The 17,633-nt window shown below is 70.9% G+C and carries 12 protein-coding genes, 1 pseudogene and 1 riboswitch; of the genes and pseudogenes, 4 read left to right on the top strand and 9 right to left on the bottom strand.

Annotated features, from left to right (window positions below; translation table 11 throughout):
• Positions 1-16 precede the first annotated feature (16 nt).
• Together glgC and Pta02_RS42450 are read left to right on the top strand one after the other, a co-directional pair.
• Positions 17-1,243, top strand: coding sequence for a glucose-1-phosphate adenylyltransferase (glgC, locus tag Pta02_RS07040; RefSeq protein ID WP_203873872.1), 1,227 nt, complete (start codon positions 17-19; stop codon positions 1,241-1,243).
• A gap of 232 nt (positions 1,244-1,475) precedes the next feature.
• Positions 1,476-1,706, top strand: a pseudogene (locus Pta02_RS42450) (IS982 family transposase); the annotation flags it as partial.
• Positions 1,707-1,718: 12 nt separating this feature from the next.
• On the opposite strand, the gene Pta02_RS07035 reads toward Pta02_RS42450, so the two are convergent.
• The 3 genes from Pta02_RS07035 to Pta02_RS07025 all read right to left on the bottom strand — a co-directional run bounded on the left by Pta02_RS07035 (position 1,719) and on the right by Pta02_RS07025 (position 5,659).
• Positions 1,719-3,620 carry a hypothetical protein gene (locus Pta02_RS07035; RefSeq protein ID WP_203873871.1) on the bottom strand — a complete coding sequence of 634 codons (1,902 nt, stop codon included), beginning with the start codon at positions 3,618-3,620 and terminating at the stop codon, positions 1,719-1,721.
• Between the two features lie 531 nt (positions 3,621-4,151).
• Positions 4,152-4,646 (bottom strand): hypothetical protein, encoded by a 495-nt coding sequence (locus Pta02_RS07030; protein WP_203873870.1) that lies wholly within the window; start codon positions 4,644-4,646, stop codon positions 4,152-4,154.
• Positions 4,647-4,903: 257 nt separating this feature from the next.
• Complete coding sequence (locus tag Pta02_RS07025) at positions 4,904-5,659, bottom strand: enoyl-CoA hydratase/isomerase family protein (RefSeq protein WP_307837452.1); 756 nt, start codon at positions 5,657-5,659, stop codon at positions 4,904-4,906.
• Between the two features lie 106 nt (positions 5,660-5,765).
• Here Pta02_RS07025 and Pta02_RS07020 point away from each other — a divergent pair, with 106 nt between their 5' ends.
• Positions 5,766-7,550 (top strand): pentapeptide repeat-containing protein, encoded by a 1,785-nt coding sequence (locus Pta02_RS07020; RefSeq protein ID WP_203873869.1) that lies wholly within the window; start codon positions 5,766-5,768, stop codon positions 7,548-7,550.
• Between the two features lie 28 nt (positions 7,551-7,578).
• Here Pta02_RS07020 and Pta02_RS07015 read toward each other — a convergent pair whose 3' ends face one another.
• From Pta02_RS07015 to Pta02_RS06990, 6 genes are all read right to left on the bottom strand, one after another.
• Positions 7,579-8,601 carry a mechanosensitive ion channel family protein gene (locus Pta02_RS07015; protein ID WP_203873868.1) on the bottom strand — a complete coding sequence of 341 codons (1,023 nt, stop codon included), beginning with the start codon at positions 8,599-8,601 and terminating at the stop codon, positions 7,579-7,581.
• Positions 8,602-8,663: 62 nt separating this feature from the next.
• Positions 8,664-9,659 carry a ribonucleotide-diphosphate reductase subunit beta gene (locus tag Pta02_RS07010; protein WP_203873867.1) on the bottom strand — a complete coding sequence of 332 codons (996 nt, stop codon included), beginning with the start codon at positions 9,657-9,659 and terminating at the stop codon, positions 8,664-8,666.
• A 50-nt stretch (positions 9,660-9,709) separates the two neighbouring features.
• Positions 9,710-11,947, bottom strand: a complete 2,238-nt coding sequence (locus tag Pta02_RS07005; protein WP_239129777.1) for a ribonucleoside-diphosphate reductase subunit alpha — start codon at positions 11,945-11,947, stop codon at positions 9,710-9,712.
• A gap of 113 nt (positions 11,948-12,060) precedes the next feature.
• A riboswitch (cobalamin riboswitch) is annotated at positions 12,061-12,257 on the bottom strand.
• Between the two features lie 5 nt (positions 12,258-12,262).
• Entirely contained in the window at positions 12,263-13,294 is a 1,032-nt protein-coding gene (locus Pta02_RS07000) for a Bug family tripartite tricarboxylate transporter substrate binding protein (protein WP_203873866.1), read from the bottom strand.
• 84 nt (positions 13,295-13,378) lie between these two features.
• Positions 13,379-15,199 carry a glutamine--fructose-6-phosphate transaminase (isomerizing) gene (gene glmS / locus Pta02_RS06995; protein WP_203873865.1) on the bottom strand — a complete coding sequence of 607 codons (1,821 nt, stop codon included), beginning with the start codon at positions 15,197-15,199 and terminating at the stop codon, positions 13,379-13,381.
• Between the two features lie 72 nt (positions 15,200-15,271).
• Positions 15,272-15,541: a hypothetical protein gene (locus Pta02_RS06990; protein ID WP_203873864.1), complete on the bottom strand. Its 270-nt coding sequence runs from the start codon at positions 15,539-15,541 to the stop codon at positions 15,272-15,274.
• A 213-nt stretch (positions 15,542-15,754) separates the two neighbouring features.
• Here Pta02_RS06990 and Pta02_RS06985 point away from each other — a divergent pair, with 213 nt between their 5' ends.
• Positions 15,755-17,623, top strand: coding sequence for a peptidoglycan recognition protein family protein (locus Pta02_RS06985; protein ID WP_239129769.1), 1,869 nt, complete (start codon positions 15,755-15,757; stop codon positions 17,621-17,623).
• The last annotated feature ends 10 nt before the right edge of the window (positions 17,624-17,633 follow it).

The following is a 17,633-nucleotide window of genomic DNA, read 5'->3' as shown; positions in this document are numbered from 1 at the left end:
GGGTTAAGGTCCTGGCATGAGAGTCCTCGCGATCGTGCTCGCCGGTGGTGAAGGTAAGCGGCTGATGCCGCTGACGGCGGACCGGGCCAAACCCGCAGTACCGTTCGGGGGGATCTACCGGCTGATCGACTTCGTGCTGTCGAATCTCGCCAACGGTCACTACCTGAAGATCGTCGTGCTGACGCAGTACAAGAACCACAGCCTCGACCGGCACATCTCCAGCACCTGGCGGCTGTCGGCGATGCTGGGCAACTACGTCACGCCCGTGCCCGCGCAGCAGCGGCTGGGGCCGCACTGGTTCTCCGGATCGGCCGACGCGCTTTTCCAGAACCTGAACCTGGTCTACGACGAGATGCCCGAGCACGTCATCGTGTTCGGCGCCGACCACATCTACCGGATGGACCCCCGGCAGATGGTGGAGCAGCACATCGACTCCGGCGCGGAGGTGACGGTGGCGGCCATCCGGCAGCCGCTGTCGCTGGCCGACCAGTTCGGCGTGATCGAGACCGACCCGGCCGGCCGGCGGATCGTGGCCTTCAGGGAGAAGCCCAAGGACGCCGTGGGCCTGCCGGACGCGCCCGACCAGGTCTACGCCTCGATGGGCAACTACGTCTTCAAGACCCAGGCGATGATCGACGCGCTCCGCGAGGACGCGCTCGACCCCACCAGCAAGCACGACCTCGGCGGGAACATCATCCCGATGATGGTCAAGGCGGGCAGCGCGGAGGTCTACGACTTCGCCGACAACGTCGTGCCCGGCTCCACCGAGCGCGACCGGGGCTACTGGCGCGACGTGGGGACCCTGGACGCCTACTACGAGGCCCACATGGACCTCATCTCGGCGCACCCGGTCTTCAACCTCTACAACGACCGCTGGCCGATCTACACCGGCCACCCCCCGCTCCCCCCGGCCAAGTTCGTGCACAACACCGGCGACCGGGTCGGCCGCGCGATCGACTCACTGGTCTCCCCCGGCGTGATCGTCTCCGGCGGCCTCGCCGAGCGGTCCATCCTCTCCCCCGGCGTGGTGCTGCACTCCCACTCCACGGTCGAGGACTCGGTGCTGATGGACTCGGTGAAGGTCGGCCGCGGCGCGATCGTGCGCAAGGCCATCATCGACAAGAACGTGGTCATCCCGGACGGCGCCCGGATCGGCTTCGACCTCGAACACGACCGCAGCCGCTTCGCCGTGACCAAGGGCGGCATCGTGGTCATCGGCAAGAACGAGGTCATCGACCGCTAGAGGCCCTGAGACAGCGGGTACGGCGATGCGTACCAGCCGGATAGGCCCACCCGTGGCGCGCGTCCGTGGTGGGCCGGGTGTTGCCCACCCGGGCTGCGCCTGACGGTAGGTGAGCCTGTCCGCGTGGTCAGGGCGCACGTGACGAAGGGTCTCGAGGATCGGTTTGTACAACTGACCTCAACACCCTTTGCGATCGCACTGTACGTCACGATCGACGACTGGCTGCGCGCCCCGGGCCGCCCCGCCCGGCTGGGCCGGTTATGGCTACTGCCGCTCGCATTCGCGCTGGTTTTGGGGGCTGCGCCTTCATCTGGTGGGCACCCCGGCCGGGCTGTCCATCACCTGGGCGCTGGCCACGCCCACACTTGATGAGCGCCACGTGCTGATGGCCGTCTTCGACCACGACCCCGGCCTGATCATCCAGCGCCCTGGCCTGCTGATCGTCGCCCGTCACGGACACGTCCTCGGCTCCAGATCAGCGGCCCTGGTGTACGTCAACGTAGTCGGCGTACGCGGGGCTGGCAGTGTGAGTGGCGCTCCCGGCGTAACGCACCTGCCAGTAGCCGTCGGCGGCGGCGGCGGTGACGGTGCGGGCGAAGGCGCCCTTGCTCGTGGTGATCGCCGAAGCCACGGGGAGATAGACCTTGGTGCCGGCCTTCCTGAAGGAGATCGTCACCCGATGCCCGGCCGGCCCCGTCCCCGTGGCGAGCTCTTGCAGGGCGCCCCGCAGGGTGAGGCTTCGCCCCTTGCCGACGGGTTCGGGACCGGCGTTGAAGCCGGTGATCCGGGTGGCCCGCTTCACCGTCAACGCCACGGCCGCGATCTGGGTCCAGTCGTCTCCATCCAGATACAGGGTGCACGGCAGCACGCCGACCGGAGCCGATCGGGGGACGACCAGGGTGGTTTTCCAGGCATGCTCGGTCGACTGGGCGAAAAGGGAGGACAGAACGCCGAACCCGGACCGTGCGCAGTGCACGAGAACGAGGCGCACCTGGCCGCGCACGACCAACTGCAGCGGAACCTTCACCGCTGCTGTGGAGACGACCACCGCAGCGGGCTTGTTCACGGCGACCACCTCGGCGTGGGCGACGGTGAGCCGCCTCGTGACGGTGGCGGTCAAACCGTTGGAGTCGGTGACGGTGAAGGTGACCGTCTTGCCGCCGACGGCGGTCTGCGGCGGAATCGTCACCTCGACGGTGGAGCCGAAGGGACGCCCCAGTGGACTGTCGGATAGTTTTTCCGTCCCGGACACCACCGGGGGAAGGCCCGGGAAGGAGACGGTGAGATTTCCGTACCCCCAGGCGCTGCGGCTGAAGCCGCGTACGGTCATCGTGACCGTCTGCCCGGGCACGACGACCGGCGGATGGGAAATCGCTGTGATCGTTGGAGCAACGAGCGGCAGCACCGTGATCGAGCGGCTGTCCGTCGTGCTGTGACCGTTGGTGTCGTGCACTGTGACGTCGCCCCGAATGGTCGTGGTGGAGGAGGTCTCCGCGATCGGAGACATGGCACGGTAGGTGCCGAGGTGGGCGTCGCCTTCGGTCCGGGTCAGCACCACCGGGGCACTGTCGTCTCCGGCGGTGAACGTGACCCGGTCGATGCCCGCCCGGCTGCGGCTGAGGGCCTGCACGACGACGGGGGTGGAACGGCCGCCGTCGATGCGGGTTTCCACCCACAGCACTTTGATCTCCGGGACCGCGGCCTCATCGGCCGGGTTCACCTGCAGCCATGTGAGGCTCGAGTGCACCGCTCCGACCGAGGGAGTCGCTCTGACGACGGCCTTCAGCCGTGCGGGTGCGGGCACCTGCGGTGCCGTCACCTCCGCGACGTACAGGGCGCTGTGATGGCCATCCCCGCGGAAGATCCTCGTCGCCTGCATCGCCGTGGTGGCGCCGTCGAAGGTGACGTCCACTCCGCGAACCTGATCGAGGTCGCTGGTGGTCACCTGGGCGTTGATCTGGATCTTCTGTCCGGAGACCACCTGCTTGGGGGAGGCATAAGGAGTACCCAGGGACAACGTCTGCGGTGTGGGCGAGGCCGACGGCACCGCGGTCGGCTCGACGACGGCCGGCGTCTCAGGCGTCGAAGCCGGTGCGGTGGTGGACGGCTCCGCGGATGGCGCCGCAGCAGGCGGAGTCGACGCGGGATCGGCCGGTGCCGGTGTGCCCGCCGGAGAGGTCGCGGGCGGTGCTTCCGCGGAAGGCTCGTTCACGCCCGGTGATTCGGTGGTGGGGCCGGGTACGGGCTCGGGCGCGGTCGATACGCCGGGCCCTGATTCGATGACCGGGCCGGTGGCCGCCACCGCCGGTGGCGCTGTCATGAGCATGCCCGCCGCCAGGGCGACGGCGAGCATGATGGTGGTCAGGTGCGCGCGCACGGTGACACTCCTCGTAGCGGTCAGCATCGGGACCGGATGCGGCGCCGGACGGGCGAATACGGTGAGGGTGAGCAGGAGCCTCTGAGCTCCCGACTAGAACAGACCAAGAGAAGATATATGCCGATTTGGGGTGTTTTTACCGGGCGAAGGTAAAGATCTGCCTGACACACAGCAGTCCGACATCGGTTGTGCGGCGACGACCGCCGGTGACCGAGTCAGTCACCCCGGGCGGGGGCGAGGAAGCGCGGGGCCGCGTAGGCCACATGGAGCAGGTACGGCGCCTCGCCGTACAGCGGGAACGGGGAGAACGGGGAGAACGGGGAGAACGGCGGGGAGGCGATACCCGGCCGACCACCTCACACGCACCGCCCGCGTCGGGGTCCGGAAAACCGGCGAGAGCGACTCGCCCGCGAAAAGGCTGAGGCCCGGTCCCTGATGTTCCCAAGAGCCGGGCCTCGGCAGCGTTAGGACCGTCGGAAGATACGGCTCACGCACCCTTCGGAGGCGCGTCTCCGCACGCTGCGGGTTGTCCTACGGCGCCGGCGTCTTCTCGGGCAGCCGCTCCAGGATCGCCTGGAACATCGCCGCGTTGGACTTGGCCAGCGCGTCCACCCGGCCGCTCAGCCCGTCGATCTGGCTCTCCATCCGGCCCATCCGGGTGTCCATCCGGTCCATCCGGGTGTTCATCTGGTCCATCCGGGTGTTCATCTGGTCCATCCGGGTGTCCATCTGATCCATCCGGGTGTTCATCTGGTCCATCCGGGTGTCCATCTGATCCATCCGGGTGTCCATCTGGTCCATCCGGCCTCCGAAGGCCGCCATCTGGGCCTTCAGCGCACCGATATCGATCTTGATATCGAGGACCGTCTCCTCGACGCGGACGAGGCGGTCGTGGATCTCCCCGATCTTCTCGTAGGCGGGACCCACCGCCTCGGCGGCGCGGTCCGCTGCCCGCCGGGCGCATCGGGAGCTCAGTTCCATGAATCCCTCTTCCAGGTGCGTTACCCGCTCTTCGAGCGTGAGCATGGGCTTTCCTCCGAACGTGTCGACAGCGTAGCCGAAGCCCGCCGGCGAGGAGGGGCAGGGGGTTGATCCTCGCACGGGGAATCTTGGCGGAAGACCGGCCACCATCTGGGGAAACACTGAACAGAACATGCGTCCGGGCGGAAAGCGGGCGAGGATTCCATTCCTCGTGGATGGCGTTTCTTCCGCGAAGAGGAAAGATCTTAGAGCTACCGCCCGATATTGATACCGGATATCCGATCCGGTCGAATTTGAATGAATTATCGGGTCCATCGGAAATGCGGGGGGCGGCGTTCGAGGAAGGCGGCGACGCCCTCGGCCAGTTCGGTGGCCGACTCCTTCTGCCACTCCCGGAAGCGGGCCTCATCGGCCCGGCCGTCCACGACCTCCTTGCTGGCGGCCAGGGTGAGCTGGGATCGCGAGGCCATGGTGCGGGCCAGGCCGTACACCCGCTCCGCCAGGGCCTCGGGCGGCAGGACCTCGTCCACCAGGCCGATGCGCAGGGCGTGACCGGCGTCGATCTGGTCGGCGGAGTAGAGCAGGAGCTTGGCGGCCGACGGGCCGACGTGTTCGACCAGGCGGCGGGTGGACGACAGCGGGTAGACGATGCCGAGCTTGGCCGGGGTGATGGCGAACCGGGCGTCCTGCGCGGCGATGCGCAGGTCGCAGGCCAGGGCGAGCTGGCAGCCGCCGCCCACGCAGAAGCCCTCGATCATCGCGATCACCGGCTTGGGGAACTCGGTCAGCGCCCGTTCTGCGGTGACCGTGGCCCCGGTGCCGTCGCCGTTCTCGGCGAGGCCGGCGATCTCCGAGATGTCGGCCCCGGCGCAGAAGGTGCCGCCCGCCCCGGCGAGCACGAGCACCCGCACGGCCGGGTCCTGCGCCAGCGGCGCCAGGATGCCCGGCAGTGCCCGCCACATGCCCGCGCTCATCGCGTTGCGCTTTTCCTGGCGGTCGATCCGCAAGGTGGCGACGTGGTCGTCGATGGACAGCGCGAAACCGTCGGAGATCTGCACGGCATAGATTCTCCCGGCCCGCTTCTGCGATCATGATCCGGGCCCCGCCGGGAGCCGGTGCGGCCCGGCCCGCGCGGCGCAGGGCCGGAAAGGTCAGGAGATCCCCGTGCCCCCCTTCCCCTCCCCCCTGTCCCCCGCCTCGCGCGGGACGAGGCCCGACCGGCGGCCCCGGCGGCTCAACCCGGCCGAGCGGCTGCTGTGGGAGGCCTACCCGACGGGTGCGTGGGTGGACCTGCGGACCGGCGACCCCGCGGTCGACGACCCGGCGAACGGGGCGGCCTGGGGCCCGGAGCGCACGGTCCGGGCGGAGGTCCTGACCGCGCTGCTGCTCGGCGCGCGGGAGGCCGAGCCGGGCACGACCCCGGGCGTACGGCTGGCGGGCGCGCGGGTCACCGGCCCGCTGGACCTGTCCGACGCCACCGTCACGGTCAAGCTCCACCTCCTGAACTGCGTCATCCCCGACACCGTCGACTTCACCGACGCGACCACCCGCGGCATGCGCTTCCGCGGCTGCGCGATGGGCCGGGTCCGCGGGGCGCGCAGCACCGTCGACGGGCTGCTGGAGTTCGACGGCTCCGCCGTCGGCGGCCTCCGGCTGGACAACGCGCACATCACCGGCCAGTTCCGGCTGGCCGGGACGCACCTGGCCCCTCCCGCAGGGGGGAACCGGGCGCCGGAGGCCGGCCCTCCGCAGGACATCACGCATCCGTTCACCGAGGAGGAGGTCCGGCGCCGGGGCCACGACCGGTACCAGTGGGCGCTGTGGGCGGGCGGGCTGACGGTGGACGGCGGGGCGTTCCTGCGGCGCCTGCGCGCCACCGGCGGGCTGCGCATGGTGGGCGCGAAGTTCCACGGCGGCCTCTACCTGCAGGAGGCGTCGATCACCGCCACCGGCCCCGCCGGCCTCCCCGCCGTCGAACGGGTCACGGGATCCGCCACCGAACCGGCCACCGGATCCACTGCCGAACCGGCCACCGGATCCACTGCCGACCCGGCCGTCGAGTCCACCGCCGGATCTGCTGCCGACCCGGCCGTCGAGTCCACCGCCGACCCGGCCGCCGCCAAGGTGTACGCCGTCTACGCCGACTTCCTGGAGTCCTCGGCCGCCGAGTTCAGCGACGGGTTCACCGCGGCGGGCACCGTACGGCTGCGCGGGGCGCGGATCAACGGCGTGCTCTCCTTCGACCGGGCGGTGCTGAAGGCGCCCGACCGGTCCCTGCACCTGAGCCACATGCAGGTGGACGAGCTGATCCTCAAACCGGCGGCGATCGAGGGCGAGATCAACCTCAGCTACTCGCGGATCGGCGTGCTGATGGACGGGCTGGCGGCCTACCCCGACCACGTGCACCTGAACGGGCTGACCTACGAGGCGCTGCGCGGGTCCTGGACCGTGGCCGGGCGGCTCTCGTGGCTCTGCCGGGACCCGGGCGGCTACCGGCCGCAGCCGTACGAGCAGCTGGCCGCCTGGTACCGGCGGATCGGTCACGAGCCGGACGCCCGCCGGGTGCTGCTGGCCAAGCAGCGCGAGCACCGCGCCACGCTCCGGCCGACCGGCCGGCTGTGGGGGCGCCTGCTGGACGCCGCCGTCGGGTACGGCTACCGCCCCTGGATGGCCGGTCTCTGGGCGGCGGTGCTGCTGGTCGCGGGCACGGCCGTCTTCTCCGCCGTCCCTCCGGCGCAGATCGACCCCGACGAGGTCCGGCACTTCAGCGCCTTCGTCTACACGCTGGACCTGCTGGTCCCGGTGAGCGTCTTCGAGCAGCGCGGCGCCTGGGAGCCGGTCGGGTGGACGCAGTGGCTGGCCTGGACGCTGGTCGTCTCCGGCTGGATCCTGGCCACCGCGCTGATCGCCGGGGCCGCCCGGGTGCTCCGTCCCACGAGCGCCCCCTGAACCCCCGGACGTCCCCGGCCGGCGGCCGTCAGAGGGGGACGTCCACCCGGAGCCTGGGCAGCGACTCCGGGTACTTCTCCCTGATGAAACCGACCAGGTGCTCGCGCATGTCGCACCGCAGGTCGAAGGCGCTGGCGGAGTCGGCGGCGCTCATCAGCGCGCGGACCTCCAGCAGGCCGTTGGGGAGGGTGTCGGTGACCTGCAGGACCCAGTCCTTCTGGTCCCAGAGCGGGTTCTCGCGCAGGGCGTGATAGAGCTCGGTGCGCAGTTCCTCCACCGGGACCGACCAGTCCACCCGCAGCATCACCGTGCCGATCACGCGGCTGCCGTGCCGGGTCCAGTTCTCGAAGGCGTTGGTGGTGAAGTAGGAGACGGGCAGGACCAGCCGCCGCTCGTCCCACAGCCGCAGGACCACGTAGGTGAGGGTCAGCTCCTCTATCCGGCCCCACTCGTCCTGCACCACGACCACGTCGTCCAGCCGGATCGCGTCGCTGAAGGCCAGCTGCAGCCCGGCCAGCATGTTGCCCAGGGTGGACTGCGCCGCGATGCCGGCCACCACGCCGGCGATGCCCGCCGAGGCCAGCAGGCCCGCGCCGAGCGCGCGCACCTGGGGGAAGCTGAAGAGCATCGCGCCCAGCGCCACCACGATGATCACCGCCGCGGCGACCCGGCGGACCAGCGCGATCTGGGTGCGGATGCGCCGGGCCCGCCGGTTGCGCTCGCCCTCGACGGTGACCAGCCGGTCGAGCACGACGTCGGTGACCGCGTAGGCGGCCTGGATCACCAGCCATGTGACGGAGGCGATCATCGCGATGCTGATGGCCCGCTGGATCGCCTGGTTGGCCGAGCCGTCGGTCATCCCGGGCTCGTAGACCGTGTAGACGGCCGCCACGATGGCGGTGGCGAAGCTGGGCCAGGTGCAGCGCTGCACCAGCGGGCCGGCCAGGACCGACCGCTCTCCCACCAGCCGCGAGCACAGCAGCCTTCGCACCAGTTCCACGGCCGCGACGGCCGCGAGCACGGACAGCAGCAGAATGATCCATTCCGACACCGGGCAGGGCCTCCTCTCCTCGTCGTCGACCAGAGGGGGTTGCCCGGTACGAAACCGGCTATTCAGAAACTCTCGTCGAAAGTGACATTTCCCTCAACGGCCACCTGATAGGCCGAAACCCTCCGCTCGAAGAAGTTGGCCAGCTCCTGCACGTCCTGGAACTCCATGAACGCGAAGGGGTTGGCGGTGCCGTACCGTACGGGCAGGCCCAGCCGGGCCAGCCGCTGGTCGGCCACGTACTCCAGGTACCGCCGCATCTGCTCCGCGCCCATCCCGGGCATCCCCTCGCCGCACAGGTCGGCGGCGAAGGCGAGCTCGGCCGCGACGGCCTCCTCCAGCATCCGCGTCACCTGCTCGCCGAGCTTGTCGTCGAACAACTCGGGCTCCTCGGCCCGGACGGTGTCCACCACGCTGAAGGCGAACTCCATGTGCATGGACTCGTCGCGGAAGACCCAGTTCGTCCCGGTGGCCAGGCCGCCGAGCAGGCCGCGCGAGCGGAACCAGTAGACGTAGGCGAAGGCGCCGTAGAAGAACAATCCCTCGATGCAGGCGGCGAAGCAGATCAGGTTGAGCAGGAAGGCCCGCCGGTCCTCCTTCGTCTCCAGCCGCTCCAGCCCGCCGAGCGAGTCGATCCAGCGGAAGCAGAACTCGGCCTTGTCCCGGATGGAGGGGATGTGCTCGACCGCGGCGAAGGCCTTGACGCGCTCGTCGTGGTCGGGCAGGTAGGTGTCCAGCAGGGTCAGGTAGAACTGCACGTGCACGGCCTCCTCGAACAGCTGCCGGCTGAGGTACAGCCGCGCCTCGGGTGCGTTGACGTGCTGGTAGAGGTTGAGCACCAGGTTGTTGGCCACGATCGAGTCGCCGGTCGCGAAGAACGCCACGAGGCGGTTGATCAGGTGCCGCTCCTGGGGGGTCATCCGCGCCAGGTCCGCCAGGTCGGAGTGGAGGTCGACCTCCTCCACCGTCCAGGTGTTGCGGATGGCGGCGCGGTAGCGCTCGTAGAAGTCCGGATAGCGCATGGGCCGCAGGGTCAGGTCCATGCCGGGGTCCAGCAACATCAGGGAGTGCCTCTCGGGGAGTCGTGCGGGCGGGTCTTGTCGTCAGGCGCCTACTGGCAGGCGTCGCAGTACTCCGGGTTCTCCAGCGAGCACGCGACGGCGTCCGGGTCGGCCGCGGGCACGGCGGTGACGGGCTGGGCCACGGTGGTCTGGGCGATCCGGGTGGCGGGCCGCGAGCGCAGGTAGTAGGTGGTCTTCAGGCCGGACTTCCAGGCGTAGGCGTACATCGAGGAGAGCTTGCCGATGGTCGGCGTGGCCATGAAGAGGTTCAGCGACTGCGACTGGTCGATGTACGGCGTGCGCGCGGCGGCCAGGTCGATCAGCGCCTTCTGCGGCAGCTCCCACGCGGTCCGGTACAGGACCTTCAGGTCGTCCGGGATCTCGGGGATGTCCTGGACCGAGCCGTCCGCCCGCTTGATCGCGTCGCGGACCGCCGGGGTCCACAGTCCGCGTTCCTGGAGATCGCGGACGAGATAGCGGTTGACCTGCAGGAACTCCCCCGACAGGGTCTCGCGCTTGAAGATGTTGGAGACCTGGGGCTCGATGCACTCGTAGCAGCCCGCGATGGAGGCGATCGTGGCGGTCGGCGCGATGGCGATCATCAGCGAGTTGCGCAGCCCCGTCTCGGCGATCTTCGCCCGGAGCGCGGCCCACTCCGGGGAGGTCGCGGCGCCGTAGTGGTCGGGGTGGAGCACGCCGCCGGCGGCCCGGGTGTCGTCGTAGGAGGGGTGACGGCCCCGCTCCACGGCCAGATCGGCCGAGGTGTCGTAGGCGGCCAGCGCGATCTCCTCGGCGATCCGGGTGGACAGCGCCAGCGCCCCGGATGAGTCGAACGGCAGCCGCAGCGCGAAGAACACGTCCGCCAGGCCCATCACGCCCAGCCCGATCGGCCGCCACCGCCGGTTGGCGGTCTCGGCCTCGGGGGTGGGATAGAAGCCCAGGTCGATGGTGCGGTCCAGGAAGCGCACGGCGGTTCGGACGGTACGGCGCAGCCGCTCCCAGTCCAGGCCGTCCCCGCCGTCCAGGTGGGCGGCGAGGTTGACCGAGCCGAGGTTGCACACCGCGGTCTCGGCGTCGCCGGTGACCTCCAGGATCTCGGTGCAGAGGTTGGACAGGTGGATGACGTTCTCCGGGCGGGCCGTCTGGTTGGAGGTCCGGTTGGCCGCGTCCTTGAAGGTCATCCAGCCGTTGCCGGTCTGGGCCAGGGTGCGCATCATCCGGCCGTAGAGGGTCCGGGCCGGGATCCGCCGGACGGCCGCGCCGTCGGCCTCGGCGGCCCGGTAGGCCTCGTCGAAGGCGGGGCCGTACAGGTCGGTGAGGTAGGGGACCTGCTTGGGGTCGAACAGCGACCACATCGCGTCGGCCTCGACCCGGCGCATGAACTCGTCCGGCACCCAGTTGGCCAGGTTGAGGTTGTGGGTGCGGCGGGCGTCCTCGCCGGTGTTGTCGCGCAGTTCCAGGAACTCCTCGATGTCGGCGTGCCAGGTCTCCAGGTAGACGCAGGCCGCGCCCTTGCGGCGGCCGCCCTGGTTGACCGCGGCGACGCTGGAGTCCAGGGTGCGCAGCCACGGCACGATGCCGTTGGAGTGGCCGTTGGTGCCCCGGATCAGCGAACCCCGGGAGCGCACCCGGGTCCAGGAGACGCCGATCCCCCCGGCGTACTTCGACAGCCGCGCGACCTGACCATAGCGCTCGTAGATCGCCTCCAGCTCGTCGCGCGGCGAGTCGAGCAGGAAGCACGACGACAGCTGCGGGCGGCGGGCGCCGGAGTTGAACAGGGTCGGCGAGCTGGGCAGATAGGACAGGCTCGCCATGAGGCCGTACAGCTCGGCCGCCTCGGCGACGGTCTCCGACAGGCCGCAGGCCACCCGGAGGAAGAAGTGCTGCGGGCGCTCCAGGACCTTGCGGGTCTCGGGGTGGCGCAGCAGGTAGCGGTCGTAGACGGTGCGCAGGCCGAAGTACTCGAACGCGGTCTCCTCGGTGATCAGCGCGTCCAGCTCCGCGGCGTGGGCGGCGACGAACGCGGCGAGCCGGTCGGCGACCAGCCCGGCCGCGTGGGTGGCGGCCACCGACTCCGAGAAGGTGCGCACGCCGTGCCCGGCCGCCTCGTCGGCGATCAGCCCGGCCAGCAGCCGGGCGGCGAGCCGGGAGTTCTCCGGGTCGGCGATCACCCGGGCGGCGGCCTCCTCGATCGCCAGCCTGCGGCCGGCCGCCCCGGCCGCCGTACCGGCTGTCACATCCGCCGTACCGGCCGCGCTCTCGGCTGTTTCGAACCGGGTCTGTGTCACGTGCTACCCCTCGCGTCCCCATGCGTACGGCTTCGCGGGACGGGCACACGGCAGAGGGCGGTTCACGGGCACGCCGGGACCGCCGTCGTCCGCGGGCCCTCCCTCGAGGCCCTGGACTGATCACGTCACCGGCAGGTCTTCGGACTCACGGGCGTCACACGCGTTCCTACTGGCCGTCGCTTCCCAGGTCTCCCCAGTGCTCTACTGACGGCGGTCGTTCCCGTTCACCGCTGCGGGGCAGTCCCGGACTCGCACCGGGTTCCCTCTTGCCTCGCCCCTCCCGGGGCGAACCAGCAACGAGGAAGGATCCTACATCTAGTGGCTCTCAACGCAAGCAGCCCCACACCTTGTGTCGGAGGCGCTCAGCAAGCCGAGGTCGTAGAGCACCTCCCGGGTGCGCCTGGTCTCGGTGGCCAGCCACTGGCGGAAGTCGCCGCCGCTCAGGTAGAAGCGGTCCCAGCCCTGCTCCGCGCACAGCGTCCGCCACCGCGGGGAGGCGTCGACGCGGTCGCACAGCGCGACGGCGGCCTCGTCGTCCGCCTCGCTCATCCGCCGGGGGCCCAGCACCCCGCACCAGTCGCTGTACTCCAGCCGGATCTCCAGCTCCAGCAGGGTCGGCGCGTCGATCCCGTCGATCCGGTCGGCGGCCGAGACCGCCAGCGGGCGCAGGCGGCCCGCGGCGACGTCGCCGGAGAAGGACCGGGCCGGCCCCAGGAGCGCGGCCAGCCGTCCGCCGTGCAGGGCTTCGAGGGCGTCGGCGGAGTCGAGGTAGCCGACGTAGTCGAGCAGCCGGACGTCCACCCCGAGGCACTGGCCGATCATGCCGTACAGGACGTGGTCGGAACCGCCCACCTCGCGGCCGCCGACGGCGGGCCCGGCCGGGTCGCGGCGGAGCGCGGCGGCCAGGTCCTCGAAGGAGCGCAGGGGCGAGCCTTCGGCGACCACCAGCGCCGCCCAGTCGCCGACCAGCCGGGCCAGCGGGGTCGCGGACTCCACCACGCTGACGCCGCCCGACATCTCGGCCCCGGTGACCGTCGACATCCCGGCCACCAGCAGCCTGCCCTCCCGGGCGAACGGCGTGGAAGGAGGGGAGGGGACGGCGAAGGCGTCGAGCAGGCTCACGACGGTCTCGCCCGGCTGGTTGCCGACCCCGGCCGCGGCGGCGAGCCTCTCGGCGGTGACGACCGAGGCCAGGGCGCGGGCGGTGCGGTCCCACCGCTCCCCGCGCGCCGCGGGCGTGATGAAGGACAGCCGGCCCGTCACCGGACCGGGGGCCTCGTCCCGGCCGCATCCGGCCGCGGCGGCCAGCATCAGCGCACCGAGCGTGAAGAACCGTCTGCGATGCATCGGCGCCCTCCCCCGAGGTCCTTCACAGAAGGTTACATGAACGCCACTCTGTGACACGGACCGGATGGGGGAGGGCGCTCCGGATCACTCCACGGTGACGCTCTTGGCCAGGTTGCGCGGCTTGTCGACGTCGCGCTCCAGGGCCACCGCGGCGTGGTAGGCGAACAGCTGCAGCGGGATGCCCAGCAGGATCGGGTCCAGCTCGACCTCGTTCTTGGGCACCACCAGGCAGTCCTCGGCCAGCTTGGGGTCGGCCACCCGGTGCCCGATCATGATCACCTGGCCGCCGCGGGCGCGGATCTCGCCCAGCGCGGTGAGGTTCTTGTCCAGCAGCTCGTCGTCGGGGACGATCGCCACGGTCGGCATCTCGGGGCCGATCAGCGCCAGCGGCCCGTGCTTGAGCTCGCTGGCCGGGTAGGCCTCGGCGTGCACGTAGGAGATCTCCTTGAGCTTCTGCGCGCCCTCGCGGGCCACCGGATAGCCGCGGACCCGCCCGATGAACATCATGCTCGGCGCGGAGGCGTACTTCTGCGCGAGCCCCTTGATCTCCGGCTCCAGCGCGAGGATCTCCTTGATCTGGTCGGGCAGGCGGCGCAGCCCCTCGCAGATGCGGCGGCCGTCGGACGGGGACAGGTCGCGCACCCGGCCCATGTGCAGGGCCAGCAGCGCGAAGGCCACGGCGGTGGAGGTGAACGCCTTGGTGCTGGCGACCGAGACCTCGGGGCCGGCGTGCAGGTAGACGCCGCCGTCGCACTCGCGGGCGATCGCGCTGCCGACGGTGTTGACGATGCCCAGCACCCGGCCGCCCTTGCGCTTGAGCTCCTGGACGGCGGCGAGGGTGTCGTAGGTCTCCCCCGACTGGCTGATGGCCACGTACAGGGTGTCGGGCTCCACGACGGGGTTGCGGTAGCGGAACTCGCTGGCCGGCTCGGCGTCGGCCGGGACGCGGGCCAGCTCCTCGATGAGCTGCGCGCCGATCTGGCCGGAGTAGTAGGCCGAGCCGCAGCCGATGATCTTCACGCGGCGGAAGGACCTGATCTCCCGGGCGTCCATGTTGAGGCCGCCCAGGTGGGCGACGTTGAAACGCTCGTCGAGGCGGCCGCGCAGGGTGCGGGCGACGGTCTCGGGCTGCTCGGAGATCTCCTTGAGCAGATAGTGCTCGTAGCCGCCGGTGTCGTAGTTCGCGGTCTCCCAGTCGACGGTCAGCGGCTCCTTGGCGGTCTCCCGGGCGTCGCTGGCGAAGGTGTGGAAGCCGTCGGCCTTCAGCACCGCGAGCTCGCCGTCCTCCAGGTGCACCACCTGGCGGGTGTAGCGGACCAGCGCGGCCACGTCGGAGGCGGCGAACATCTCCCGCTCGCCGATGCCCAGCACGATCGGGCTGCCGTTGCGGGCCACGACGATCTCGCCGGGGCGTTCGGCGTCGATGACCGCGATGCCGTAGGTGCCGACGACCCGCTTGAGCGCGGTCCGCACGGCCTCCTCCAGCGAGTCGGACTCCTTGACGGTCCGGGCGACCAGGTGGGCCAGCACCTCGGTGTCGGTCTCGGACAGGAAGACCGCGCCGTCGGCCTCCAGCTTGGCGCGCAGCTCGTCGGCGTTCTCGATGACGCCGTTGTGCACGACCGCGATGCGCTCGTCGTTCGACAGGTGCGGGTGGGCGTTCTCGTCGCTGGGCACGCCGTGGGTGGCCCAGCGGGTGTGGCCGATGCCGGTGGCGCCCTTGAAGCGCGCCGGTACGGCCGCCGCCAGGTCGGCGACCCGGCCCTTGACCTTGCGCATCTTCAGGCCCTTGTTGACGACGACCACACCGGCCGAGTCATAGCCCCGGTACTCCAGGCGCTGCAGGCCCTCCAGCAGGATCGGCGCCGCGTCCTTCGGCCCGACATAGGCCACGATTCCACACATTCAGCTATTCCTTCGCTGTCGACGGCACATCCGCAGACTTACCCGTTGCTGCCCGTTCATCTGTTCCGACTGCTACCCGTAGACGATCCTGCGCAGCTGGCGCAGGGAGAGCTCGGGCGCCGCCACCCTCCGGCCCGGGAGTTCGGCGGCGATCCGAGGGAAGATCTCGTCGTTGGCCAGTCCCCTGCCCCGCAGCTCGGCGTGACGCCGCCGGACGAACTCCTCCACGGGCTCCGAGAAGTACGCCAGCACGTCGGCCACCACCCGCGCGGCCTCACCCGGGCGGAGCGAGCTCGTCCGGGTCAGGTGGGCGATCAGGTCCTCGTGCTGTTGCCAGGTCATGGACACAGATCTGGACACTATGCATTCGTCTCGCCGTTCTCCAAGTTCCCTGCCCGGATTCGGGCAGGGATTGACCACTTCCCTTCCCGCTCAAACACAACCGTGACTCTAGGTAACCGATAGCGACCAAGGGTAGTCATTGGTGCGGGAGGAACTACTATGCGACGTCTGTCAGGTACCGCAGCTCTTGCCGCTCTCGCCGTTATGATCCCCATGGCTCCGGGGAACGCCGCCCTCCGGGAGGACCCTCCCGACGGCCTGCAGGCCGCCTTCGCCCGAGCCGCCGAGGACTACGGCGTGCCGCAGAGCGTGCTGCTCGCGGTCTCCTACCTGGAGTCCCGCTGGGACGGCAACGACGGGTTGCCCAGCGTCTCCGGAGGTTACGGCCCGATGCACCTGGTCGACGGGCGGCTCGCCGTACCGCCGGAAGCCGGTGGCCACCACGACGGCGAGGAGGACCCGCGCGGCGACGAGACGCGGCCGATGAGGCCCTCCGCCCCGGCGCCCGCCGCGCCCGAGCCGCTGGAGGACACCCTGGGCCTGGCGTCCCGGCTGACCGGCGTCCCCGCCGACCGGCTGCGCGAGGACCCCGCCGCCAACGTCCGGGGCGGCGCCGCGCTCCTGGCCGAGTACCAGCGGCGGACCGGCGGGCCCGCGGACGACGACCCGGCCCGCTGGTACGGGGCGGTGGCCCGTTACGCGGGCTCGGACGACGCCGGGGCGGCGGCCGTCTTCGCCGACGAGGTCTACGCGACGATCCGCACCGGCGCCGCGCGGGTCACCGACGGGGGAGAGCGGGTGGTCCTGCGGTCCGACCCGTCGGTGAACCCGCCGGCCGGCTCGCCCGAGCGGCTGGGCACGCGCCGGGCGGCCGGGGCCGCCGCTGCCGCCGGGCCCGACTGCCCGGCCTCGGTCTCCTGCGTGTGGCTGCCCTCGCCGTACAAGCGGCTCAAGAAGAAGGGCCACTACGGCAATCACGACCGCCTCCAGGTGCCGCGGAAGATCGACTACATCGTCATCCACGACGGCGAGAGCAGCTACCGCTCGATGATCAATTCGGTGCGCAACCCGACCTACCTGAGCTGGCACTTCACGCTGCGCTCCGGCGACGGCCGCATCGCCCAGCACCTGCGCGGCCAGGACATCGGCTGGCACGCCGGCAACTGGGACGTCAACTCCCGCTCCATCGGGCTGGAGCACGAGGGTTATCTGGCCAGGGGCGGCTCCTGGTACACCGAGGCGATGTACCGCGCCTCGGCGAAGCTGGTCAGGTACCTGGCCGGCAAGTACGGCGTGCCGCTGGACCGGGCGCACATCGTCGGCCACGACAACGTGCCCGGCCCCACCCGCTCGTCGGTGCGCGGCATGCACAACGACCCGGGACCGTTCTGGGACTGGGCGCACTACTTCGAGCTGCTCGGCAGCCCGCTGGCCCGGGTGGCCCGCTCGGGCGGGCAGAGCTCGCGCTCGGTGATGATCCTGCCGAGGTTCGCCGCCCACCGGCAGCGCTTCACCGGTTGCGGGGGCGCGTGCCCCTCGCGGGGCTCGTCCTCGGTGTGGCTGCACACCCGGCCCTCCGCCACCGCCCCGCTGGTCAGGGACGTCGGCAAGCATCCCGGGGGCCGCTCCAGCTACGGCGTGCAGGACCACGCCGCGCGCGCCTCGACGGGCCAGCGCTACGCCGTGGCCGACCGCCGGGGCGCCTGGACCGCGATCTGGTATCTCGGTCAGAAGGCCTGGTTCCACGACCCGAAGGGCGCGCGCACCGCCGTGCGCGCCTCCGGGCCGCTGGTGACGCCCCGGCCCGGCCTGTCGGCGGTGAAGCTGTACGGCAGGGCCTACCCCGAGCCCGGGGCCTACCGGGGGCTCAGCCCGCAGAAGCTCACCCCGCTGCAGTACGTCATGCCGGCCGGTCAGCGCTACAGCGTCGGCCTGGTCCGCCGCGGCTCCTATCTGCGGGCCGTCACCTTCGACACCTCCAAGCACCGGCTGATCACCGGTGGCACGGTCTACTACCAGGTCCAGTTCGGCCACCGGTTCGCGTTCGTCCGGGCCGCCGACGTCACGCTCCTGCGGCGCTGATCCCTTCGCG

The sequence above is a fragment of the Paraplanobispora takensis genome, assembly GCF_016863195.1.
GTDB lineage: Bacteria > Actinomycetota > Actinomycetes > Streptosporangiales > Streptosporangiaceae > Planobispora > Planobispora takensis.
The sequence above is the reverse complement of the archived record's forward strand: the minus strand, read 5'-3'. Positions and strand labels throughout refer to the sequence as shown.

Bases quoted from the DNA above. Each gene is read 5' to 3' on its own strand.
- Pta02_RS07010 (WP_203873867.1), bottom strand. From the start codon at position 9,659: ATGTTGCTGGACCCCGGCATGGACCTGACCCTGCGGCCCATGCGCTAT.
- Pta02_RS07000 (WP_203873866.1), bottom strand. From the start codon at position 13,294: ATGCATCGCAGACGGTTCTTCACGCTCGGTGCGCTGATGCTGGCCGCC.
- Pta02_RS06985 (WP_239129769.1), top strand. From the start codon at position 15,755: ATGGCTCCGGGGAACGCCGCCCTCCGGGAGGACCCTCCCGACGGCCTG.
- glmS (WP_203873865.1), bottom strand. From the start codon at position 15,199: ATGTGTGGAATCGTGGCCTATGTCGGGCCGAAGGACGCGGCGCCGATC.
- Pta02_RS07030 (WP_203873870.1), bottom strand. From the start codon at position 4,646: ATGCTCACGCTCGAAGAGCGGGTAACGCACCTGGAAGAGGGATTCATG.
- glgC (WP_203873872.1), top strand. From the start codon at position 17: ATGAGAGTCCTCGCGATCGTGCTCGCCGGTGGTGAAGGTAAGCGGCTG.
- Pta02_RS06990 (WP_203873864.1), bottom strand. From the start codon at position 15,541: ATGACCTGGCAACAGCACGAGGACCTGATCGCCCACCTGACCCGGACG.